18 protein-coding genes, 1 tRNA gene and 1 pseudogene are annotated in these 20,369 nt (G+C 62.5%); 14 read left to right on the top strand and 6 right to left on the bottom strand.

The genetic code is table 11. From position 1 onward, the window contains the following. The first annotated feature begins 155 nt into the window (after positions 1-155). The 6 genes from EV686_RS14235 to EV686_RS14210 all read left to right on the top strand — a co-directional run bounded on the left by EV686_RS14235 (position 156) and on the right by EV686_RS14210 (position 4,830). Positions 156-1,001: a hypothetical protein gene (locus EV686_RS14235; protein WP_207901784.1), complete on the top strand. Its 846-nt coding sequence runs from the start codon at positions 156-158 to the stop codon at positions 999-1,001. Positions 1,002-1,016: 15 nt separating this feature from the next. After that, a complete protein-coding gene (locus tag EV686_RS14230; RefSeq protein WP_132477627.1) occupies positions 1,017-2,138 on the top strand; it encodes a linear amide C-N hydrolase in 1,122 nt (373 codons plus the stop codon). Between the two features lie 50 nt (positions 2,139-2,188). Further along, on the top strand, positions 2,189-2,995 hold the full coding sequence (trmB, locus tag EV686_RS14225; protein ID WP_165972633.1) for a tRNA (guanosine(46)-N7)-methyltransferase TrmB: 807 nt from the start codon (positions 2,189-2,191) through the stop codon (positions 2,993-2,995). Positions 2,996-3,023: 28 nt separating this feature from the next. Beyond that, positions 3,024-3,242: a sulfur carrier protein ThiS gene (gene thiS / locus EV686_RS14220; RefSeq protein ID WP_132477625.1), complete on the top strand. Its 219-nt coding sequence runs from the start codon at positions 3,024-3,026 to the stop codon at positions 3,240-3,242. 156 nt (positions 3,243-3,398) lie between these two features. Beyond that, positions 3,399-3,845 carry a peptidoglycan-binding protein LysM gene (gene lysM, locus EV686_RS14215; RefSeq protein ID WP_132477624.1) on the top strand — a complete coding sequence of 149 codons (447 nt, stop codon included), beginning with the start codon at positions 3,399-3,401 and terminating at the stop codon, positions 3,843-3,845. A 217-nt stretch (positions 3,846-4,062) separates the two neighbouring features. Next, positions 4,063-4,830: a glutamine amidotransferase gene (locus tag EV686_RS14210; protein WP_132477623.1), complete on the top strand. Its 768-nt coding sequence runs from the start codon at positions 4,063-4,065 to the stop codon at positions 4,828-4,830. A gap of 95 nt (positions 4,831-4,925) precedes the next feature. On the opposite strand, the gene ffh is transcribed toward EV686_RS14210, so the two are convergent. After that, positions 4,926-6,344 (bottom strand): signal recognition particle protein, encoded by a 1,419-nt coding sequence (gene ffh, locus EV686_RS14205; RefSeq protein ID WP_132477622.1) that lies wholly within the window; start codon positions 6,342-6,344, stop codon positions 4,926-4,928. Positions 6,345-6,442: 98 nt separating this feature from the next. Between ffh and EV686_RS14200 the strand changes: the two genes are divergently transcribed. The 4 genes from EV686_RS14200 (at position 6,443) to EV686_RS14185 (ending at position 9,942) form a co-directional block, all read left to right on the top strand. Continuing rightward, complete coding sequence (locus EV686_RS14200; RefSeq protein WP_132477621.1) at positions 6,443-7,288, top strand: cytochrome C assembly family protein; 846 nt, start codon at positions 6,443-6,445, stop codon at positions 7,286-7,288. Positions 7,289-7,290: 2 nt separating this feature from the next. Further along, complete coding sequence (locus tag EV686_RS14195) at positions 7,291-7,542, top strand: PP0621 family protein (protein WP_132477620.1); 252 nt, start codon at positions 7,291-7,293, stop codon at positions 7,540-7,542. Further along, positions 7,539-8,156 (top strand): 1,6-anhydro-N-acetylmuramyl-L-alanine amidase AmpD, encoded by a 618-nt coding sequence (gene ampD, locus EV686_RS14190; protein ID WP_132477619.1) that lies wholly within the window; start codon positions 7,539-7,541, stop codon positions 8,154-8,156. The genes EV686_RS14195 and ampD overlap by 4 nt, the downstream gene beginning before the upstream one ends. A gap of 136 nt (positions 8,157-8,292) precedes the next feature. After that, positions 8,293-9,942 (top strand): isovaleryl-CoA dehydrogenase, encoded by a 1,650-nt coding sequence (locus tag EV686_RS14185; protein WP_132477618.1) that lies wholly within the window; start codon positions 8,293-8,295, stop codon positions 9,940-9,942. 79 nt (positions 9,943-10,021) lie between these two features. Here EV686_RS14185 and EV686_RS14180 read toward each other — a convergent pair whose 3' ends face one another. Next, positions 10,022-11,065, bottom strand: coding sequence for a lactonase family protein (locus EV686_RS14180; RefSeq protein ID WP_132477617.1), 1,044 nt, complete (start codon positions 11,063-11,065; stop codon positions 10,022-10,024). A gap of 42 nt (positions 11,066-11,107) precedes the next feature. Next, positions 11,108-12,091: a Bug family tripartite tricarboxylate transporter substrate binding protein gene (locus EV686_RS14175; RefSeq protein WP_132477616.1), complete on the bottom strand. Its 984-nt coding sequence runs from the start codon at positions 12,089-12,091 to the stop codon at positions 11,108-11,110. Between the two features lie 104 nt (positions 12,092-12,195). Here EV686_RS14175 and acnA point away from each other — a divergent pair, with 104 nt between their 5' ends. Next, on the top strand, positions 12,196-14,829 hold the full coding sequence (acnA, locus tag EV686_RS14170; RefSeq protein ID WP_132477615.1) for an aconitate hydratase AcnA: 2,634 nt from the start codon (positions 12,196-12,198) through the stop codon (positions 14,827-14,829). Between the two features lie 76 nt (positions 14,830-14,905). Beyond that, on the top strand, positions 14,906-15,658 hold the full coding sequence (locus tag EV686_RS14165) for an ABC transporter substrate-binding protein (protein ID WP_132477614.1): 753 nt from the start codon (positions 14,906-14,908) through the stop codon (positions 15,656-15,658). On the opposite strand, the gene EV686_RS14160 is transcribed toward EV686_RS14165, so the two are convergent. The 3 genes from EV686_RS14160 to htpG all read right to left on the bottom strand — a co-directional run bounded on the left by EV686_RS14160 (position 15,649) and on the right by htpG (position 18,748). Further along, positions 15,649-16,572, bottom strand: coding sequence for a GntR family transcriptional regulator (locus EV686_RS14160; RefSeq protein ID WP_132477613.1), 924 nt, complete (start codon positions 16,570-16,572; stop codon positions 15,649-15,651). The two genes, EV686_RS14165 and EV686_RS14160, sit on opposite strands and share 10 nt — an antisense overlap. A 33-nt stretch (positions 16,573-16,605) precedes the next feature. Next, complete coding sequence (locus EV686_RS19000; RefSeq protein ID WP_279389474.1) at positions 16,606-16,728, bottom strand: hypothetical protein; 123 nt, start codon at positions 16,726-16,728, stop codon at positions 16,606-16,608. Positions 16,729-16,846: 118 nt separating this feature from the next. Then, positions 16,847-18,748, bottom strand: coding sequence for a molecular chaperone HtpG (htpG, locus tag EV686_RS14155; RefSeq protein WP_132477612.1), 1,902 nt, complete (start codon positions 18,746-18,748; stop codon positions 16,847-16,849). A gap of 295 nt (positions 18,749-19,043) precedes the next feature. Here htpG and EV686_RS14150 point away from each other — a divergent pair. Both EV686_RS14150 and EV686_RS14145 read left to right on the top strand, forming a co-directional pair. Further along, positions 19,044-19,128: transfer RNA gene (locus tag EV686_RS14150), tRNA-Leu, on the top strand. Positions 19,129-19,271: 143 nt separating this feature from the next. Continuing rightward, a pseudogene (locus EV686_RS14145) lies at positions 19,272-20,280 on the top strand (tyrosine-type recombinase/integrase). Positions 20,281-20,369 lie beyond the last annotated feature (89 nt).

Genomic DNA, 20,369 nt, shown 5'->3' with positions numbered 1-20,369 from the left:
CCCGCTAAAACCGGACGATATCGCTTTCCATACATAGCAGCCCAGAAGCTCCGGCGCTTGGACCGGAGTTCTGCACCTCGTCGTGAACGACGAGGCTTGCGTCTGCGCGCGTGGTCATACGAAGATGCTCTCAATCTCGCATGAGGGAGTCACCCTTGAATAAATATGCCGCTGTTTTTACCTTATCGTTCTGGAGCGCAATCGCCCACGCCCAGGATTTCACTGCGGATCAATCCCGTCAGCCGCCCTCCGTTGAAGAAGGACGATCGGCATGGGCGCTGCAGGTGACCCCTTATCTATGGGCGGCGGGGCTCAAGGGAAATATTTCTCCCTTCAAGCACGCTCCGACAATGGCGGTGGACAAATCGTTTTCCGATGTAATAGACGATCTCAATGTCGGCGGCTTCATCAATGTATGGGGCCGTCGCGACCGGTTCGTGTTCTCGGCCGATGTAATGTATGTCAACACGAGCGATGCCTACGGCAAGGGGCCATTGCCTGCATTCCAGTTGCCCGGCTTCGGCAGCCCGATTCCGCCGGGCTCCAACCTTAAGGCAAGGATCGACAGCAAGCAACTCACGGCAACCCTGCAAGGCGGATACCGTGTCGTCGACACGCCGGCATTCACACTCGATGTCCTGGGCGGTGCGCGCTTCTGGCACATTTCCACCGACATCTCGGTCACGGCAAGCCACCCCGCCATCGGCGTCCAGACGGCCAGGCACAATGAGAAATTCGATTGGATAGACCCCCTGGTCGGTGTGCGCGCATTCCTGCCCGTTACGGAAAGCCTCTCTTTCCAGGTACAGGCGGATGCCGGCGGTTTTGGCGCAGGCGGGAGCCGCACCTGGTCGACGCTTGCGACGGTCAATTATGTCTTTTCCGATCGCCTGTCCGCCTCGGCAGGCTACAAGGCGCTCGATGTCGATTACGATCATGGCGGCCATGTCTATGACATACGCCTGCGCGGCCCGGTCCTCGGACTGACTTATCGGTTTTGAAGGAGCATTTTCGACATGACTCGATTCACGCGTACTTTTGCCGTACTGAGCGCCTCTGCGATACTGCTGGCCGCTGAGGCGCATGCCTGCACCCGCGTCATATATCACGGCCCGAACGACACTTATCTCACTGGCCGCTCGATGGATTTCAAGGACCCGATTGTCAGCAATCTCTGGGTTTTTCCCCGCGGCATGCAGCGGCATGGGGCAGCCGGTCCGCGATCGTTGGAATGGACTTCGACCTACGGCAGCCTCATCGTTTCCGGCTATGAGATTTCGGCGGTAGACGGAATGAACGAAGCAGGCCTCAACGCCAATCTGCTGTGGCTGGCCAATGCCCAATATCCGGAGGACGATGGCGTCACGCCCCGCATATCGCTGGCGATATGGGCGCAATACTTTCTCGATCAGTTCGCCACGGTCGATGAAGCAGTCAAGCATGCGCGCGCCACGCCAGTGCAGGTGGTCAGCGGCGAAGTCCCCGGCCGCCCGGGCAGTCTCGCTCCCCTGCATCTGTCGCTGTCCGACGCCACGGGCGACAGCGCGATCCTGGAGTGGCTCGACGGCGAGCTGCGCATTCACCACGGCCGTGAGTTCCGCGTGATGACGAACGAACCCTCCTACGATGAGCAGCTTGCGATCACACGCTACTGGAGCGGGATCGACGGCCGCTCGTTCCTGCCGGGCACAAACCGGGCATCCGACCGGTTCGTGCGCGCAAGCTACTATACCGACGCGGTGGTCCAGAGCGACGATCCCCGGGTCGCCGCCTCGGCCGTGTTCAGCATCGTCCGGAACGTCTCGGTACCTTATGGCATCAGCCTGCCGGATGCGCCCAACCTGTCCACGACACGCTGGCGCATCGTGGCTGATCAAAAGAACAAATTGTTCTATGCCGAGTCCGCAACGTCGCCCAATGTGTTCTGGGTGGACATGAAGCGTCTCGATTTCTCGGAAGGCGCCGAAACACGCACCATCAATCTGGGCGTCGATATGAACAGGACGCTGGCCGGCGAGGTATCGGGTCAATTCGTTGCCGCGCGGCTTGCAAGCCGCTTGGATTCGCCAGGCCCAGGACAGTCCGCAGTGGACTGTCCTGGGTCCGGGCTCATCCCCAAGGGGGCGCTTTTTGCCTAGGGGCGGCCCGGCGGCAAAAAACCCCGCCAGCCACTACAATTCCATCCATGATGAATCCCGATACCAATCCTATCCCGGACAGCCAGGCGGCGGTTCCCGTCGGCGAGACGGCAAGCGCGCCGGCGAAGTCCTCCCAGCCTAACCCCACCGTGTCCAGCGCTCCTTCGGGCGCCGGGCATATTCGCAGTTTCGTCCATCGCCGCAGCCATATCACGCAAGGCCAGCAGGAAGCGCTGGAGCGCCTGCTGCCGCAATGGTCCATTTCCTACCGCAACCAGTTGCTGGACACAGCCGAAGCCTTCGGCCGCCAGGCCCCGGTCATTCTGGAGATCGGTTTCGGCATGGGAGAAACCACACAGAAAATCGCCCAGTCCAGGCCTGGAGACAATTTTCTTGGCGTGGAAGTCTTCAATGCCGGCGTGGGCTCGCTGCTGAAACGCATCGATGAGTCTGGCCTGCGGAATATCCGCATCATCCAGCACGACGCCGTCGAGGTCGTGCGCGACATGCTCGCCCCGGATTCGCTGGACGGCGTGCATATCTATTTTCCCGATCCCTGGCCCAAGAAGCGCCATCACAAGCGCCGCCTGATCCAGCCAAAATTCATCCAGCTGCTGGCCAGCCGCCTGAAGCCCGGCGGCTACATCCATTGCGCTACCGATTGGGAAAACTACGCGGAGCAGATGCTGGAAGTGCTGTCCGCGGAGCCGTTGCTGCGCAACAGCGTAGCGCAAGGCTATGCGCCCCGTCCGGACTATCGCCCCCAGACCAAGTTCGAAACCCGCGGCCTGCGGCTCGGCCATGGCGTCTGGGACCTGATATTCCTGCGCCAGGATGCCGCCGCCCCGGCCGCCTGACTCGATACGTACGGAGGAACACCGCTCAATGTCCAATACGACATCGCTTTCCATTGTGCTGAACGGCACGCCCAAGACCCTGGAAAACATCGCCACCATCAGCGATTTGCTGGCGCATCTCGGCTACCAGGGCAAGCGCGTGGCCGTGGAACAGAACGGCCAGATCGTTCCGCGCAGCAGCCATGGCCAGACCCGCCTTAACTCCGGAGACCAGCTGGAAATCGTGGTCGCCGTCGGCGGAGGCTGATCGCTCTCGCGCCTCCGCCCGCCCGGGACGTGAACAATTGTTGACGGTTTGTATCTTCCAAGGTTTTGGGAATCAACGCATAATTTGACTTGTACAGGCAGCGCCTGGAATCTGTGCAAGCATCCGCACACAGCAGTATCAAACGGAGAGAATTACATGAGCCTTATCAGCTTTCTGAAAAACGTAGGTGAAAAACTGTTCGGCGCCAGCGAGGCCCAGGCAGCCACCCCCGATGAACTGCAAAAGGAACTTGCCAAGCACGCACTGTCGGCGGACAACCTGACCATCACCGTCGATGGCGACAAGGTGACGGTATCGGGCAAGGCCAAGTCCACGGAAGAAGCCGAGAAAATCGTTCTTGCGCTGGGCAATACAGTCGGTGTGGCTTCGGTGGAAAACAAGCTGGAAGTCGAACAAGCCGCTCCCGAAGCCGTGATGTACACGGTACAAAAGGGCGACACGCTGTGGAAGATTGCCGAAGTCCATTACGGCAAGGGCCAGGGCGCCAAGTACACGCAAATCTTCGAGGCCAACACTCCCATGCTCAGCCATCCGGACAAGATCTACCCCGGCCAGGTTCTGCGTATTCCTCCGCTGAACTGAGCAAACCTCTTTACCTGTAAGACTCCGTAGGTCTTCAAGCGGGCTGATGCACTTGGTGCACCAGCCCGTTTTTTGTGCGATCGGCAGGCGGGCCCCTCATTACCGCGCCATATTGGTGCAGACCCGCATAAAGTGCAATCAGGCTGGCTAGAATACAAGCTCAAGCCATGCAAACAAGACCCAGCCGCTCCCGCGCTGATTCCACGAGATGCACCTCATGCCAGACGCCTCCACGACCAACGCACGCACCGCAAGCAAGCCGATACTGATCATGCAGGTGGGCAATACATTTCCCGATCTCCGTCGTTCGGCAGGCGATTTCGACGACTGGATCTCCGCCGGCCTGGGGCGGCAGCGGCCCGTCCTGCGCATGGATGCGCGCGAGATGCCGGCATTCCCGCACCTATCGGACATTGCAGGCGTGGTCGTCAGCGGATCCTCTGCGATGGTGACCGACCGGGAACCCTGGAGCGAACGGCTCGCGGCATGGCTGCGCGCATGCGTGGAAGCGCACACCCCCGTCCTCGGAATCTGCTATGGCCATCAATTGCTGGCGCATGCGCTTGGCGGACGTGTGGATTATCGGCGGGAGGGCATGGAAATCGGTACAGAAGACATCGCGCTGGCCGATGCGGCCGGCCAGGATCCATTGTTCACGGCGACTCCGCCGATCTTCCCCGCGCAAATGACTCATTCCCAATCCGTGCTGAAGCTGCCTCCCGGAGCAGTGCGCCTGGCGAGCAGCCGGCATGAGCCCAACCAGGCATTCCGCGCGGGAACATGCGCCTGGGGGTTCCAGTTTCATCCGGAGTTTTCTGCGGCAATAATGCGCGAATACATAGCCAGACGCGTCGCAAGCCAGGATCAGGCCGACGCCCTGGCATCCGCCGTCAGGGATACGCCGGATGCGGCGGGCCTGCTGAAAAAATTCGCCGCCGTAGCATCGGGAGCGAACGTGGCAAGCCTGGAGCAAGCCTGCGCCTGAGTCGCCGGCGTCTGCCAGGGCACATGCCAAAGGACCAGGAAGCGAAGTGAAACGGCTCCAGCCTTCAGGCCGGAGCGCTTCGCGACGGCATCGGCTCAGCGCGTGAAGCCGCCGAAGCCGCCCTTGCCCAAGCCTTTCAGGCCGCCCATGGCGCGCATCATTTTCGCCATGCCGCCCTTCTTCATCTGCTTCATCATGCCCTGCATCTGCTCGAACTGCGACAGCATGCGGTTGACTTCCTGAACCGGCACGCCCGAGCCCGCCGCGATGCGGCGCTTGCGCGAGGCTTTCAGCAGCTCAGGCTTGGCGCGCTCTGCGGGCGTCATGGAATTAAGGATGCCTTCGGTGCGACGCAACTGCTTTTCCGCCTGGCCGCCCTGCAACTGTCCCGCCGCCTGGGCGAACTGCGCCGGCAGCTTTTCCAGCAGCGAGCCCATGTCGCCCATCTTCTTGACCTGCTGAAGCTGGTCGCGGAAGTCGTTCAGGTCGAACTTGTTACCCGACTTGATGCGCGTGGCCAGCTTCTGCGCCTCGGCGATGTCGATGTTCTTCTGCGCCTGCTCCACCAGCGATACGATGTCGCCCATGCCGAGCACGCGCTGCGCCATGCGCTCCGGATGGAAGGGTTCCAGGCCGTCGAGCTTTTCCGACACGCCGACGAACTTCAGCGGCTTGCCCGTGACGTGACGCACCGACAGCGCCGCTCCTCCGCGCGAATCGCCGTCCAGCTTGGTCAGCACCACGCCGGTCAGCGGCAGCGCCTCGCCGAAGGCCTTGGCCACGTTTACCGCGTCCTGGCCCTGCATGGCATCGACCACGAACAGGGTTTCGATGGGCTTGAGCAGGTCGTGCAGGCTGCGGATTTCCTGCATCATGGCTTCGTCGATACCCAGGCGGCCGGCCGTATCGACCATCAGGACGTCATAGTGATGGCGGCGGGCATGATCCAGCGCAGCCGCGGCGATGTCCTGCGGCTTCTGGCTGGCGTCCGAAGGCAGGAAATCGACTTTCGCCTGCTCCGCCACGGTGCGCAGCTGCTCGATGGCGGCCGGACGATAGACGTCGGCGCTGACCACCAGCACCTTCTTCTTGCCCGACTTGCGCCCATGGTGGGTATGGTTGCCTTCGGCCAGCCACTTGGCCAGCTTGCCTGTCGTCGTGGTCTTGCCCGCGCCCTGCAGGCCAGCCATCAGGACGACGGCGGGCGGCTGGGTGGCCAGCGACAGCTCGCTGGCGCCATCGCCCAGGTCCGCCCCCATGAGCGAGGTCAGTTCCTTGTGCACCACGCCGACCAACGCCTGCCCCGGATTCAGGCTGCCCGCCACTTCCTGGCCCAGCGCCTTTTCCTTGACCCTGGCGACGAAATCCCGCACGACAGGCAGCGCCACGTCCGCTTCCAGCAGCGCCATGCGAACTTCGCGTAACATATCCTGTGTATTGGATTCCGTCAGGCGGGCTTCGCCTCGCATGGTCTTGACGACACGCGACAGCCGTTGAGTTAAGTTATCGAACATGATTGGAGTTTCGCTTACACTGGGTTGTTCATCAAAGAGCGACTAAAATTGACCGGCGCCGGCAATCCGCCCGCCCAAATTTCGACGCATCAAGGACTATGTCTTCAGGCATTGTATTTCACTTGCTGGCCACATTGGCATATGCCGCGCTTGCCGCCGTCATCTGGCGCCCAATGACGCATCCCGTGCAAGACTCCGCCATCGCCCTCCGCTCCTGCAAGCTGCTGCTGCTCGTGGCCATCATCCTGCACGGCATCGGCCTGCACCAGGCCATCCTGCAGGGGCCGCGCCTGTACCTGGGCTGGGCGCTGGCGCTTTCCGCCGCCGTCTGGATGGGGCTGATCGTGTTCTGGCTGGAAAACCTGGTGCTGCGCATCGAGAGCATGCTGCTGTTGCTGCTGCCGGCCGCCGCCATCTCCACCGCCATGGTCACTATCTTTCCACAGGGCATCATGGTAGCCCACGCCAGCGACGAATGGCTGCGCATGCACCTGATCATCGCCCTGGCCGCCTACGGCCTGATCACGGTCGCCGCCCTGCAGGCCATGCTGATGACCGCGCTCGACCGCCAGTTGCACCGTCCCGTGCAGGACGCCGACAACCGCAGCCTGCTCAATCGCGCACTCGACACCATGCCCCCGCTGCTGGTCCAGGAACGCCTGCTGTTCCGCCTGATCCTGGCCGGCTTCATCGTATTGTCGCTGGCCGTCCTCAGCGGCGCCATCGCCTCCATCCAGCTCAGCGGCATTCCCTTCCCGCTGGATCACAAGACCATCTTCACGCTGCTCTCCTGGCTGACTTTCGGCGTGCTGCTGCTCGGCCGCCACGTGCGCGGCTGGCGCGGCCGCATCGCCCTGCGCTGGACGCTGGCGGGTTTCGCCTTCCTGCTGCTGGCCTATACCGGCACGCGGTTCGTGCTTGAAGTCATCCTGCACCGGAGCTGAACGTGGGCAAACTCATTTTCTGGTTCCTGGTCATCCTGTTCGCCCTGTTCGCCGCCCGGCTGCTGGTGCGCAGCCAGATGACGCCCCCGACCGAAAAACGCCCGGCGCCACGCGGGAAAAACGACAAGCGCCAGGCTGAATCCATGGTGCGATGCGCGCATTGCGGCATCCACCTGCCACGCTCCGAAGCCATCCTCAGCGATGGCCAGACATGGTGCAGCCAGGATCACGCCAGGCTGGGCATGAAGCAATGATCGCAGGCGCGAAGGAAGCTCCCGAGCCCTGCGCCCCCGTCTGCCGGCTGGATCGCCAAGGCTGGCTCATGCCTGCAGCAGGCATCCGCATCGCGCCTTCGCCCAACTTCGACCAGCGCCCGGCGGATACCGACACCTGCCTGCTCGTCATCCACAATATCAGCCTGCCGCCCGGCATATTCGGCGGACCGGAAATCACCGACCTGTTCCTGAACCGGCTGGACTACGGCTCCCACCCCTGGCTGGAACGGCTGCGCGGCCTGCATGTCTCCGCGCACTTCCTCATCCGCAGGGACGGAAGCATCGTGCAGTACGTATCCACCGAGCAGCGCGCATGGCATGCGGGCGTTTCGTCATTCGAGCACCGTGAGCGCTGCAACGACTTTTCCATCGGCATCGAACTGGAAGGCACCGACACGCTGCCGTTCGAGGATGCGCAATACCTGACGCTGCAAAACCTGACGCAGACATTGCGCCAGCGCTATCCCCTGCGCGCCGTGCGCGGCCACGAACACATCGCCCCCGTCCGCAAGACGGACCCCGGCCCGTGCTTCGACTGGAACCGCTACATGCGGATGAGCGGCTGGCCCAGGCGGCTGATGCCTCCTGTGTGACCCTGGCATGATCCAGGCGCTGGCCGCAGGCGGCGCATGACCACGCGCCAAAGCGCAGGCCGGCTGGCATAAATGCCGGATACGCCGTACAGTAATAAGCAGGCAGCATGTTTCCACGCTTCTTCAAGGAGTCGACATGCCCTGGACTACACACCGCGTCTTCAACGTCGCGCCCGACCTGGCTGACTACAACCTCTACCAGCGCGATCTCGCCTTGCGCGAAGCCGTACAGCGGCATTGCTCCCGCGCCCGCGACGAAGCGCTTTCCCGCTACGGCGCAACGCTAGGGCGGCAGGAAACCCTGCAGGCCGCGGACGACGCCAACCGTCACCCTCCCGAGCTGCGTACCCATGACCCGCAGGGCCATCGCATAGACAGCATCCACTATCACCCCGGCTGGCACCACATGATGCGGCTGCTGCGCGAGCAGGGGCTGGTCTCCCAGCCCTTCTCCGATTCCGAGCCCGGCGCGTGGTCCGCCTACGCCGCTGGCTTCTCCATGCACGGCCAGATCGAGGCCGGTTCGCAATGCCCCGCTTCCATGACGTTCGCATCCATTGCCTTGCTGCGCGAAGAGCCGGAACTGTTTGCCGATCTCCGGCCGGGCCTGTACTCGCGCACATACGATGCCCGCGATGTCCCCATCCCCGGCAAAGGCTCGCTGCTGATCGGCATGGGCATGACGGAGAAGCAGGGCGGGTCCGACGTGCGCAGCAACCAGACGGTCGCCACGCCTATTGCAGCGGCCGGGCGCGGCCAGGCCTACGCGCTGACAGGACACAAATGGTTTTTCTCCGCCCCCGCCAGCGATGCGCACCTGGTCGTGGCGCGTGAAGGAGCCGAGCGCATCTCCTGCTTCTACGTGCCGCGCTTCCTGCCCGACGGCAGCCGCAACGCCATTCGCATCCAGCGCCTCAAGGACAAGCTGGGGAACCGCTCCAACGCCAGCGGCGAAGTGGAGTTCCAGGATGCCTGGGGCATACTGATCGGAGAAGAAGGCCAGGGCATACGCACCATCATCCGGATGGCCGCGCATACCCGCCTGAACTGCGTCATGGGATCCACCGGGCTCATGCGACAGGCCCTGAGCCAGGCCATCCATCATTGCCGCCACAGGCAGGCCTTCGGCGGCGCGCTCGTCGACAAACCCCTGATGCGAAACGTGCTGGCCGATCTCGCGCTGGAAAGCGAAGCCGCCACCCTGCTAATGATGCGCCTGGCGCAGGCCTTCGAGCACAGCGATGACAACAGGCTGGACCAGGCCTATGCCCGCATCATGACGCCGGCGGCCAAGCTGTGGCTCTGCAAACGCGCCATCGCCTATTGCGCCGAAGCCATGGAAACACTGGGCGGCAACGGCTATGTAGAGGAATGCGTCATGCCGCGCCTGCTGCGCGAAACACCCGTCAACTCCATCTGGGAAGGCTCGGGCAACATCATGGCGCTGGACGTGCTGCGCGCCATCCAGCGTGAGCCGGAGGCCGCCGGGCGGCTGCTGTCCGATCTCCAGCAGCTCTGCGCAAGCGATACGCAATTGACGGATAAATTCCAGTGGCTGCGGCAGGCGCTGCGCTCGACGCAGCAGGAACAGGAATGCAATGCCCGGCGCATCGCCGGCCTGCTGGTCCTGCTGGCCCAGGCCCTGCTGATGCGCCGGCATGCGCCGCAGGCCAGCGCGGATGCGTTCATCGCCAGCCGTTTCCCGGGGGAATCGCCCGGCATCGCGGGAACGCTGCCATCCGGACTGGCGCTGGAAGCCATCATCGAGCGCGCCTGGCCCGTATAGAGGATGCAATGCCCGGCGGGCGGCAAGGCCAGGATGCCGACCTCGTCGCAAGCAGCGAGGCTTGCGCTTGGGCGCGTCGTCAGGCGAACACCATGCAAACCGGACTGCCGCACGATACGCTGCGCCCCGTTGCCTTCAGCGTCCCCTGATCACTATCCACGGCGAATGCCACGATCGTGTCGCTATCCTCGTTCAAGGCATACAGATGGCGGCCGTCGGGCGTCAGGGTAATAAAGCGCGGCGTCTTTCCGAGGCTGGGCTCGGCGCCCAGGAATTCGAGACACCCGTCCTCGGGCCTTACGCGGAAGACGGCTACGCTGTCATACCCCCGGTTCGAGGCATAGACGAAGCGCCCCTGCGCATCGACGATGATTCCGGACGCCCTGCTGTTGCCGGTATAGGTCTGCGGCAGCGCGGACAGTATCTGCAAGGGCTGCAGCGCCCCGGTCTCCGGATCGAACCGGTACGTCGTCACCGTGGAATCCAGCTCGTTGACGCAATACGCCATGGACAGGCCTGGATGAAAGGCGAGATGCCGCGGCCCCGCCGTTTCCCGGCTGTCCACCGAAGAAGCCGGCAGCAACCTGCCCTCGTCGAAACGGAAAGAAAAAATCCGGTCCAGCCCTTTGTCTGGCACGATCACATACCGGCCGGACGGGTCGAAAGGATTGAAGTGCGGCTTGGCATGCTTCTGCTCGACCCTGTGCGGCCCCGGCTCTCCTTCCAGCGGCTCCAGCTGGCTCAAGGGCAGCAGGGAGCCATCCCCGGCGATCGGCAAAACCGCCAGGCTGGCGCCGATGTGGTTGGACACCACGACGTATCGCTCTTGCGGATCCAGCGCCAGATGCACAGGATTCCGGCCCTGCGTGGACTGCGTATTGAGCAGGGACAGGCGTCCCGTCCCGCGGTCGATGGCGAACGCGCTGATGTCGCTCCGGTCGCCGTGCACGGTATACAGCCTGTCCCTGCGGGAATTGACGGCAAGGTAGGAAGGGTTGACCAGGTCGCCCACGACCTGCGCCAGTTCCAGCGACGCATCCCTCGCATCGAAGCGATAGACGCTGATCCCTTCGCCCCGGGCATGGCGTTCCCTGGTTGTGCGCGAACCTACGTATGCGTACATATTCCCTTCCCCCCCGATATCGTTTCGCGGCGGCAGGCGGCCTCATTCGGCCACGATGCCGGCCTTCTCCACGATGGTCTTGTATTGCTGGCTTTCCTCTTTGACGAACTCGGCGAATTGCTGCGCCGTCATGACGTCGATTTCCCCGCCCTGCGCGACCAGTCGTTCCTTCAGCGAAGGATCCTGCAGCGATTCGCCGATGGCCTTGTTCAGTGCATCCACGACGGGGGCGGGCGTTCCCTTGGGCGCGAACACGCCAAACCAGTTGGACAGCGAATACGACTCCAGCCCCTGGGTTTCGGCAATGGCGGGGATATCCTTGGCGAAGCCCGTCCGCTCTTTCGATGTCACGGCCAGGGCCTTGACCTTGCCGGTCTCGATGAAAGGCAGCGCAGCGGCATAGCTCACGAACGTCATGTCCACATTGCCTCCCGCCACGTCCGCCAGTTGGCCGGACGCGCCACGATACGGCACATGGATCATATCGATATCCGCCAGGATTCCGAGCAGCTCACCATTGAGATGCTGAGGATTGCCGACTCCGCTGGAAGCATACGTGACCTTGCCGGGATTGGCGCGGGCATGCGCCACCAGTTCCGCCACATTGCCGGCCTTGACGGAAGGCCCGACGATCAGCACGTTGGGTACCCGGGCGACCAGGCTGACCGGCACCAGATCCTCCGGCTTGTAGTTCATCTTGTCCTTGTAGACGTAGGCGTTGATCGCCGTCTCGCCGGCCGATCCCAGCATGATCGTGTAGCCGTCGGCGGGCGCCCGGGCCACGAATGCCGCCCCCAGCATGCCGCTGGCGCCCGGCTTGTTTTCCACGATGACGCTCTGGTCGAGCACGACGCGCAGCTTTTCCGCCAGCAACCGGCCCATGGTGTCGACGCCGCCACCGGGCGAGAACGGCACGATGATCGTGACGGGCTTGTCCGGATAGCTTTGCGCCATTGCCGGAGCGCCGGCAGCAAAGCCGGCGCTCAACATGAGGGTTGCCGCCAGTTTCCTATATGTGGATCGCATAAATGATCTCCTCTCTCGTTCCAAAGGGCTTGATGAGCGTTGTTCAAAAGGTAGTTTCTTTTTCTATATTGCATTTTAAAAATAAAAAATGCAATAATACATTTATGGAAAACACCAATAACTCCCCATTCGGCCTGCTGGAAGACAACGGACAGGCCCACTGCATCGTCGATCTCCCCTCGCTTTGCGGGGAGCGACTGGCCCGGCTGCCGGTCGTGCTGCGCCTGATGCTGGAAAACATCGTGCGCAACACCACAGGCGCCGAGCGCGACAATGCGGTACAGGCCATCTTCCAGTGGCTGGACAGCGGCGCCAGCGAAGCGGAGATCGCATTCCAGCCCGCACGCGTGCTGATGCACGACACCACCAGCACGCCCGCGCTGGTGGACATCGCCGCCATGCGCGATGCGCTGGCGGAAGCTGGCGTCGATCCCGCCCTGCTCAGCCCCGTGCTGCCCGTAGACGTATCGGTCGACCACTCCCTGGCCGTCGAAGCCTATGCCAGGCCGGACGCCGCCGAAGTGAACATGTCGCACGAGATCCGGCGCAACCAGGAACGCTACCGCTTCCTGAAATGGGCGTCCCTGGCGCTGGAGGGCGTCAGGATCAATCCGCCGGGCACCGGCATCATGCACACCATCAACCTGGAGCAATTGGCGACCGTCGTCACGACAGGCAAGAACGCGCAAGGGCAGGACTGGATCATGCCCGACATGATGATAGGCACCGACAGCCACACGCCCATGATCAACGGCATCGGTGTCCTGGGCTGGGGCGTGGGCGGCCTGGAGGCGCAGACCGTCATGTTCGGCATGCCAACCATGCTGCGCATCCCCGACGTCATCGGCGTGGAGCTGACCGACCGTCTGCCGCCCGGCGCTACCGCCACGGACCTGGCGCTGACCGTGACCCATAAGCTGCGCGCCATGGGCGTCTCCGGCGAATTCGTCGAATTTTATGGACCTGGCGTGTCCACGCTGACGGCGGGCGAACGCTGCGTCGTCGCCAACATGGCGCCGGAATACGGCGCGACCACAGGCTATTTCCCCGTGGACGAGCACACGCTGGACTACCTGCGCCAGACCGGCCGCGACGAACAGGCTATCGCGCGCGTGCGCAGCTACATGCAGCGCACCGGCCTATGGTTCGATCCGCAGGCCAGGCCGCGCTATACGCGCACATTGCATATCGCGCTGGACGCCATTGGCATGCACGCCGCCGGCCCCAGGCGTCCGCAAGACCTGCTGCCGCATACCGATATCCCCCGCGCATTGGAACAACTGGAATTCCACCCCGCCCGGGCGTCTTCGCTGCCGCGCCACCCCGTCGCCATCGCCGCCATCACCAGTTGCACCAACACCTCGGATCCGGCGCTGCTGATCGCCGCTGCCATCGTCGCGCGCAAGGCCCGCAAACTGGGGCTTCGCCCCCCGCATTGGGTGAAGACCTCCCTGGGACCGGGCTCTCCCGCCGCCGCCAGCTACCTGGAAAGGGCCGGCTTCACGGAAGACCTGGCCGCAACCGGCTTTTCCATCGTGGGCTACGGCTGCACCACCTGTATCGGCAACTCCGGCCCGCTGCCGGACTGCATCCGCGAAGAAGCCAGGGCGGGCAATATACGGCCGGTGGCCATGCTGTCCGGCAACCGCAACTTCGCCGGCCGCATCCATCCCGACCTGGACCTGGGGTTCCTGATGTCCCCTCCCCTAGTCGTCGCCTACGCGCTGGCCGGCGATGCGGAACGCGATCTAGCGCATGAGCCCGTCAGCCACACGCCGGAAGGCCAGCCGGTCTTCCTGCGGGATCTGTGGCCGTCCAGGGAAGAGGTCTCGCAAGCCCTGGCGCTGGCGCTCGATCCCGCCGACTTCAAGCGCTGCTTCATCCATGCCCAGCGCAATCCGCTATGGCATGCGCTCGACGTGGAAGATTCACCGCTGTTCCCGTGGGATCCGAAATCGACGGCGCTGCGCCGTCCCCCGTTCGCCTCCCTGGAATACGGCTCGCAGCTTGGCTCGTACAGCGCCTATCCCCTGCTGGTCGTGGGAGACGACATCACCACGGACCACATCTCGCCCGCCAGCGCCATCCCGCCCGACAGCCTGGTGGCCGACTTCCTGGTGGAGCGCGGCGATGACCGCCACGATCTCAACGTATTCGCCTCGCGCCGGGGCAACTGGGAAGTCATGCTGCGCGCATCGTTCCACAGCAAGACCCTGAAAAACCTGCTGGCGCCGCAAGCGCCCGTCGCGCACACACTGCATGCGCCTTCCGGCGAGATCCTGCCCATCTGGGAAGCCGCGCAACGCTACCGGGACGCAGGCGATCCCGTGGTGCTGGTGGCGGGCGAGCGCTACGGCACCGGCTCCTCGCGCGACTGGGCGGCCAAAGGCCAGCGCCTGCTGAATATCCGGGCCGTGCTGGCGCTGAGCTTCGAGCGCATCCACCGCTCCAACCTGATCGGCATGGGCATCCTGCCGCTGCGCCTGCCCGAGCACCTGGGTCCTCAGACGCTGGAGCTGCAGCCGGGCGACCGCATCCGCATCGACGCGGCCGCCATCCAGCCCCGCTGCGCCATCCCGGTCACGATAGAACGCGCCAGCGGCACGCAGGAAACATTCCTTGCCACCGCAGCTGTGGAAACCCAGCTGGAGGTCGAGCTGCTGCAATGCGGCGGCGTCATCCCCGCCATCCTGCAAAAGACCATCCAGGAGCACGGAACCTCGGTGAGCCGCGCCTGATTGCAACGGCTATCCATGCGCGCTCTCCCCACATACAATCCCAGCATCTGATCAATCACTACGGATACCGCCGACCATGACCACAAGCACCATCGATCCGTCCCTGCTCCAGGCCTTCGCCCCGACCGGCGTGCTGCGCGCCTCGATCAACGTAGGCAATCCCATTCTTGCCGGGCGCAATCCCCAGACGCAAGAGCCTTTCGGCGTCTCCATCGACCTTGCCAGGGAACTGGCCGGCCGCCTGGGCGTGGACCTGAAGCTGGTGGTGTGGGAATCCGCAGGCGAGTCCGTGCAGGCCGCCACCGACGATATCGTGGATATCGGCTTCTTCGCCATCGATCCCAAGCGCGGCGAGTCCGTCGCATTCACGCCGCCCTACATCCTGATCGAAGGCGCATACCTGGTCGCCGACGGCTCGCCCCTGCAAAGCAATGAAGAGGTCGACAAGGAAGGCACCACGGTCACCGTCGGCAAAGGCAGCGCCTACGACCTGTACCTGAGCCGCACCCTGAAGAACGCCAGCATCGAACGCGCCCCCACCTCGCCCGCCGTGGTCTCCTACTATCTGGAACACGGCCACGACGTCGCCGCCGGCGTGCGCCAACAGCTGGAAGCCGATGCCGCGAAACATGCCGGCCTGCGCCTGCTGCCCAGTCATTTCATGGTCATCCGCCAGGCCATGGGCATGAACCGCTCGCGCGGAGAAGCCGCCATCCGCTATCTGTCGCAGTTCGTCGAAGAGATGAAAGCGTCGGGCTTCGTCGCGCAAGCCATGAAACGCCACGGCATCCAGGGCGCAGCCGTCGCCCCCGCCGAAGCTCAGGCCTGATCGGCCTCTTGCGCATTCCGCGCGCTCAGCAGCGTGCGGATATTTCCCAGGTTCTTGAGCGTGCTCTGCAAGTGCCGGCGCAAGGCATTCGACGCCTGCTCGTTCTCCCCCCGCTCCAGCAGCGCCAGGATTTCCAGGTGCTGCTCGCAATGCTCGAGGTAACGGACGCGATTGCGCATCGAACGGTAGGACAGCAGGCGCCGCACCTTGTTGACGCGCTGTATGGTCTCAATGAAAAAGGGATTGCCGGACGCCTCGATCAATGACTCATGAAAGCGCACGCCACGATCATGCAACTGGTCCGCGGTATCGGTTTCGATCCCGCCCTCCAGAAGATGCATCTCGGCCGCCCGGCAGCGGTCTATCGTCGCCTGACTGATGGAAAACCCAGGTTCGAGCAAAGCCGCCGGCTCCAGCGCAAGACGCAGGCGGTACGACTGCAGCAGGCTGTCCGGCGTGGTGATCATGGAAGAGAATGCCCAGCCGTAGCCCGGTGTGCGCGCCGCCCAGCCCTCGTTGGCGATACGCGCCAGCAATATCTGCAACTGCGCACCCGTCAGCTTGTAGCGGGAGCGCAGCAGGCTTTCCGTGCACTGCAGGGGCAGGTCCCCGCGCAGCAGATCGTCGGCAATATCGAAGTAGACCTGTTCCAGCACATCCTGCCCGCTCAACTGCGCCATTAACTCTGCATCGAGCGCCGAGTCGGACAGATCCACCGCCAGGAAATAGCCCCGGTTCTCCGCGCGCGTCACGATACCGCTTTCCAGCATCGCCTTCAGTGCCTCATTGACAGGAGAACGCGACACCTGCAGCCGATCGGCCAGCTTCTGAGCCCCCAGATGCGTGCCGACAGGCATGCGCTCCTGCTGGATCAAGGCAATGATCTTTGCTGCGATGGGATGGGAAACGCTCATTATGCTGGGTGACGACCGGATTCTCGCGAAAGATCACACTTTAGACGAGCCGACGGCCAACATCAATTGGATAGCTGGTTTTGACGGTCCGGTCCCTGTTTCCGGACGGGCGGAACTCTCCATGCTGCGGCGGGCGAAGGAATCAGAAATTTTCATGGGAATTTCCGTCAGCGCTCGAAGGGCTGCCTTGCCGATTGGCGCAAGGGCATATGCCAGACGGCAAAACGCCCATGATGCCTCGACATCATGGGCGCTTTTAATAGATCGAAACGGATCAGTCAGCCAGCAGCAGCTTGTTCAGCCGCTTGACGAACGCCGCCGGCTCATCCAGGCGGGCCCCTTCGGCCAGCAACGCCTGATCCAGCAGCACCGCCGCCCACTCGCCGAAGTCCTCGTCCGAAGCCTTCTGCACGCGCGCCAGCAGCGGATGCTCCGGGTTGACCTCCAGGATAGGCTTGACCTCCGGCGCTTTCTGACCCGCCGCCTGCAGCATGCGCAGCAAGTGCGGACTGAGCTCGTTCTCGTCCACCACCACGCAAGCCGGCGAATCCACCAGGCGCAGCGTCACGCGCACGTCCTTCACCTTCTCGCCCAGCGCCGTCTTCAAGCGCTCGACCACAGGCTTGAAGGACTCGCTGACCTCTTCCTGATGCTTCTTTTCCTCTTCATCGGCCAGCGCGTCCAGATCCAGGCCGCCCTTGGCGATGGATACCAGCGACTTGCCCTCGACCTCGTGCAGGTGCGACAGCATCCACTCGTCCACGCGATCCGACAGCAGCAGAACCTCGATGCCCTTCTTGCGGAAGATCTCCAGGTGCGGACTGTTGCTGGCCGCAGCATAGGATTCGGCAGTGACGTAGTAGATCTTGTCCTGCCCTTCCTTCATGCGCCCGATGTAATCGTCGAACGACACCGTCTGCGCCGAAGAATCGCCTTGCGTGGAAGCGAAACGGAACAGCTTGGCCAGCTTTTCCCGATTGCCGAAATCCTCGCCCACGCCTTCCTTCAGCACCTGGCCGAACTGCTCCCAGAACACCGCGTAATCGTCCTTGCGATTCTCCGCCAGGTCTTCCAGCAGCGACAGGATGCGCTTGGTCGAACCCTCGCGGATCGCGCGCACGTCGCGGCTTTCCTGCAGGATTTCGCGCGACACGTTCAACGGCAGATCGGCGGAATCGATCACGCCGCGCACGAAGCGCAGGTAGGACGGCAACAGTTGCTCCGCATCATCCATGATGAACACGCGCTTCACATACAGCTTGACGCCGCGCTTGCCATCGCGATCCCACAGATCGAACGGCGCGCGCTTGGGGATGTACAGCAGCTGCGTATATTCGCTGCGGCCTTCCACCCGATTGTGCGTCCACGCCAGCGGATCCTCGAAGTCGTGCGCGATGTGCTTGTAGAACTCCTTGTACTGCTCGTCATCGATCTCGGACTTGGAACGCGTCCACAGCGCATTGGCCTGGTTCACCGTTTCCCACTCGTCCTTCTTCACCTGCTCGGACTTCTCGCTGTCCCACTCTTCCTTGCGCATTTCAATGGGCAGGGAGATATGGTCGGAATAGCGGCGCAGCACCTCGCGCAGCTTCCAGCCGCTGAGGAAATCGTCCTCGCCTTCACGCAGGTGCAGCGTGACGGTCGTGCCGCGATCCGCCTTCTCCGATGCAGCGATGGAGAACTCGCCCTGGCCGTCGGATTCCCAAAGAATGCCCTGGTCCGGCGACAGGCCGGCGCGCAAACTGTGCACGGAAACCTTGTCCGCCACGATGAAGGAGGAATAGAAGCCCACGCCGAACTGGCCGATCAGTTGGGCGTCTTTCTGCTTGTCGCCGGTCAGCTGCGAGAAGAACTCCTTGGTGCCGGAACGAGCGATCGTGCCCAGATTGGCAATGGCCTCGTCGCGCGACAGGCCGATGCCGTTGTCCGAAATCGTGACCGTGCGGGCGTCCTTGTCGTATTCCACGCGGATGCGCAGCTCGGCATCGCCCTGCAGCAACTGCGGCTGGTCGATGGCCTCAAACCGCAGCTTGTCGCAGGCATCCGACGCGTTGGACACCAGCTCACGCAGGAAGATTTCCTTGTTCGAATACAGCGAATGGATCATCAGGTGAAGCAGTTGCTTCACTTCCGTTTGAAAGCCAAGGGTTTCGGCGGAGGATGTGGTGTCGGTCATAGGTGTTGAGTGAAAAAGCGGGTTGTTGGGTTGGAATTAAGGGGGATTTTAGGGATATGGGGGTGGGTAGGGAGGATTCAAGGGGGGATGGGGGTGTTTTGGGTGGGTGACAGGTGTTGGAAGTGGGTTGGACTGTGTGAGACTCTGGAACTGCCGTGTCAAAAGCATCTTGGTGGACGGTCTAGCTGGAGGGTGGACTGTGTTTTGTCGGGGGAAATTGAGATATAATCGCGCTCTTGTGTTTAGCAACACATTTCACACTCTCCGGTCGGGAATGCGCCGACCGCGACAAAAAGCCCGGGTGGTGAAATTGGTAGACGCAGGGGACTCAAAATCCCCCGCCGCAAGGCGTGCCGGTTCGATTCCGGCCCCGGGCACCACTCTAAAAATCACAATAAATACAAGCATTTAGAGCGGTTTCAGTTCTTACCCCAAAGCCGGGGGATTTCCAAAGTTTGCGACTCAGGTACAGTTTCGGTACAGTGGTGAAGCGCCGAGTGTACTTTTCGGAACTTTGATCCGCATGGCTACTATCGTTAAGACCCCTTCTGGCACCTGGAAAGCCGTCATTCGAAAGACGGGTTGGCCGACTGCATCCAAGACGTTTCGCACGAAGCGTGATGCAGAGGACTGGGCACGGCGTACTGAAGATGAAATGGTGCGTGGCATCTACATACAACGCGCTCCAGGCGAGCGGATGACGGTAGAGGTCGCGCTTAAGCGGTATCTACAAGAAGTCACGCCCACCAAACGAATCCACCCGCATCTCTGAGCATAAGAAGGCGCAGCCGCTGCTGAAGCATCTTGGGAAGTATTCACTGGCTGCACTGAGTGCTGACGTTGTCGCCGAGTACCGCGACATGCGACTAGCTGGTGATCCTGATGAGAAAGGGAAGTTGGTTCCTCGCAGCAACAATACTGTCCGACTGGAACTGGCACTGTTGAGTCACTTATTTACTGTGGCCATTAAAGAATGGGGTTTGGGGCTCCCCTTCAACCCCGTAGCTCAGATTCGACGCCCTGCGCCCGGCGCCGGCCGAAATCGTCGACTGACGCCAGCAGAGAACAAGCGTCTGCTGGCTGCCGTGGATGCTTACTCAAACCCGATGTTCAGTTGGATCGTGCGAATTGCCCTGGAAACGGGAATGCGGCTTTCAGAGATCAGCGGTCTACGGCTTCACCAGGTTGATATGGAAAAACGGGTTGTACGCCTGGATATCACGAAGAACTCTTCGCCACGGACAGTCCCACTGACGAAAGCTGCCACCGCTGCGTTTCAAGCTGCAATAGAAAATCCGGTCCGACCGACTGAAACTGACTTAGTGTTCTTTGGCGAGCCTGGTCAGGACGGTGTGAGACGGCCTTATCTATTCGATAAGGCCTGGACGGACGCCAAGAAGGCTGCCGGCCTGACAGATTTCCGGTTTCATGATCTGCGGCATGAGGCGGTTAGCCGGTTGGTCGAGGCCGGGCTGTCAGATCAGGAAGTTGCCGCAATCAGCGGGCATAAGAGCATGCAAATGCTGAAATGAATCGCCCCGGGTTTTGCGGAGGCTCCAACCTTTGAGAGAATGGAGCCACTATGAGCAAGCAGAACAAGTTTTCCCCCGAAGTCCGTGAA

This window comes from Paracandidimonas soli (assembly GCF_004342005.1).
GTDB lineage: Bacteria > Pseudomonadota > Gammaproteobacteria > Burkholderiales > Burkholderiaceae_B > Paracandidimonas > Paracandidimonas soli.
Note: the sequence above shows the minus strand (reverse complement) of the source record. Positions and strands in the feature narration are given on the sequence as shown.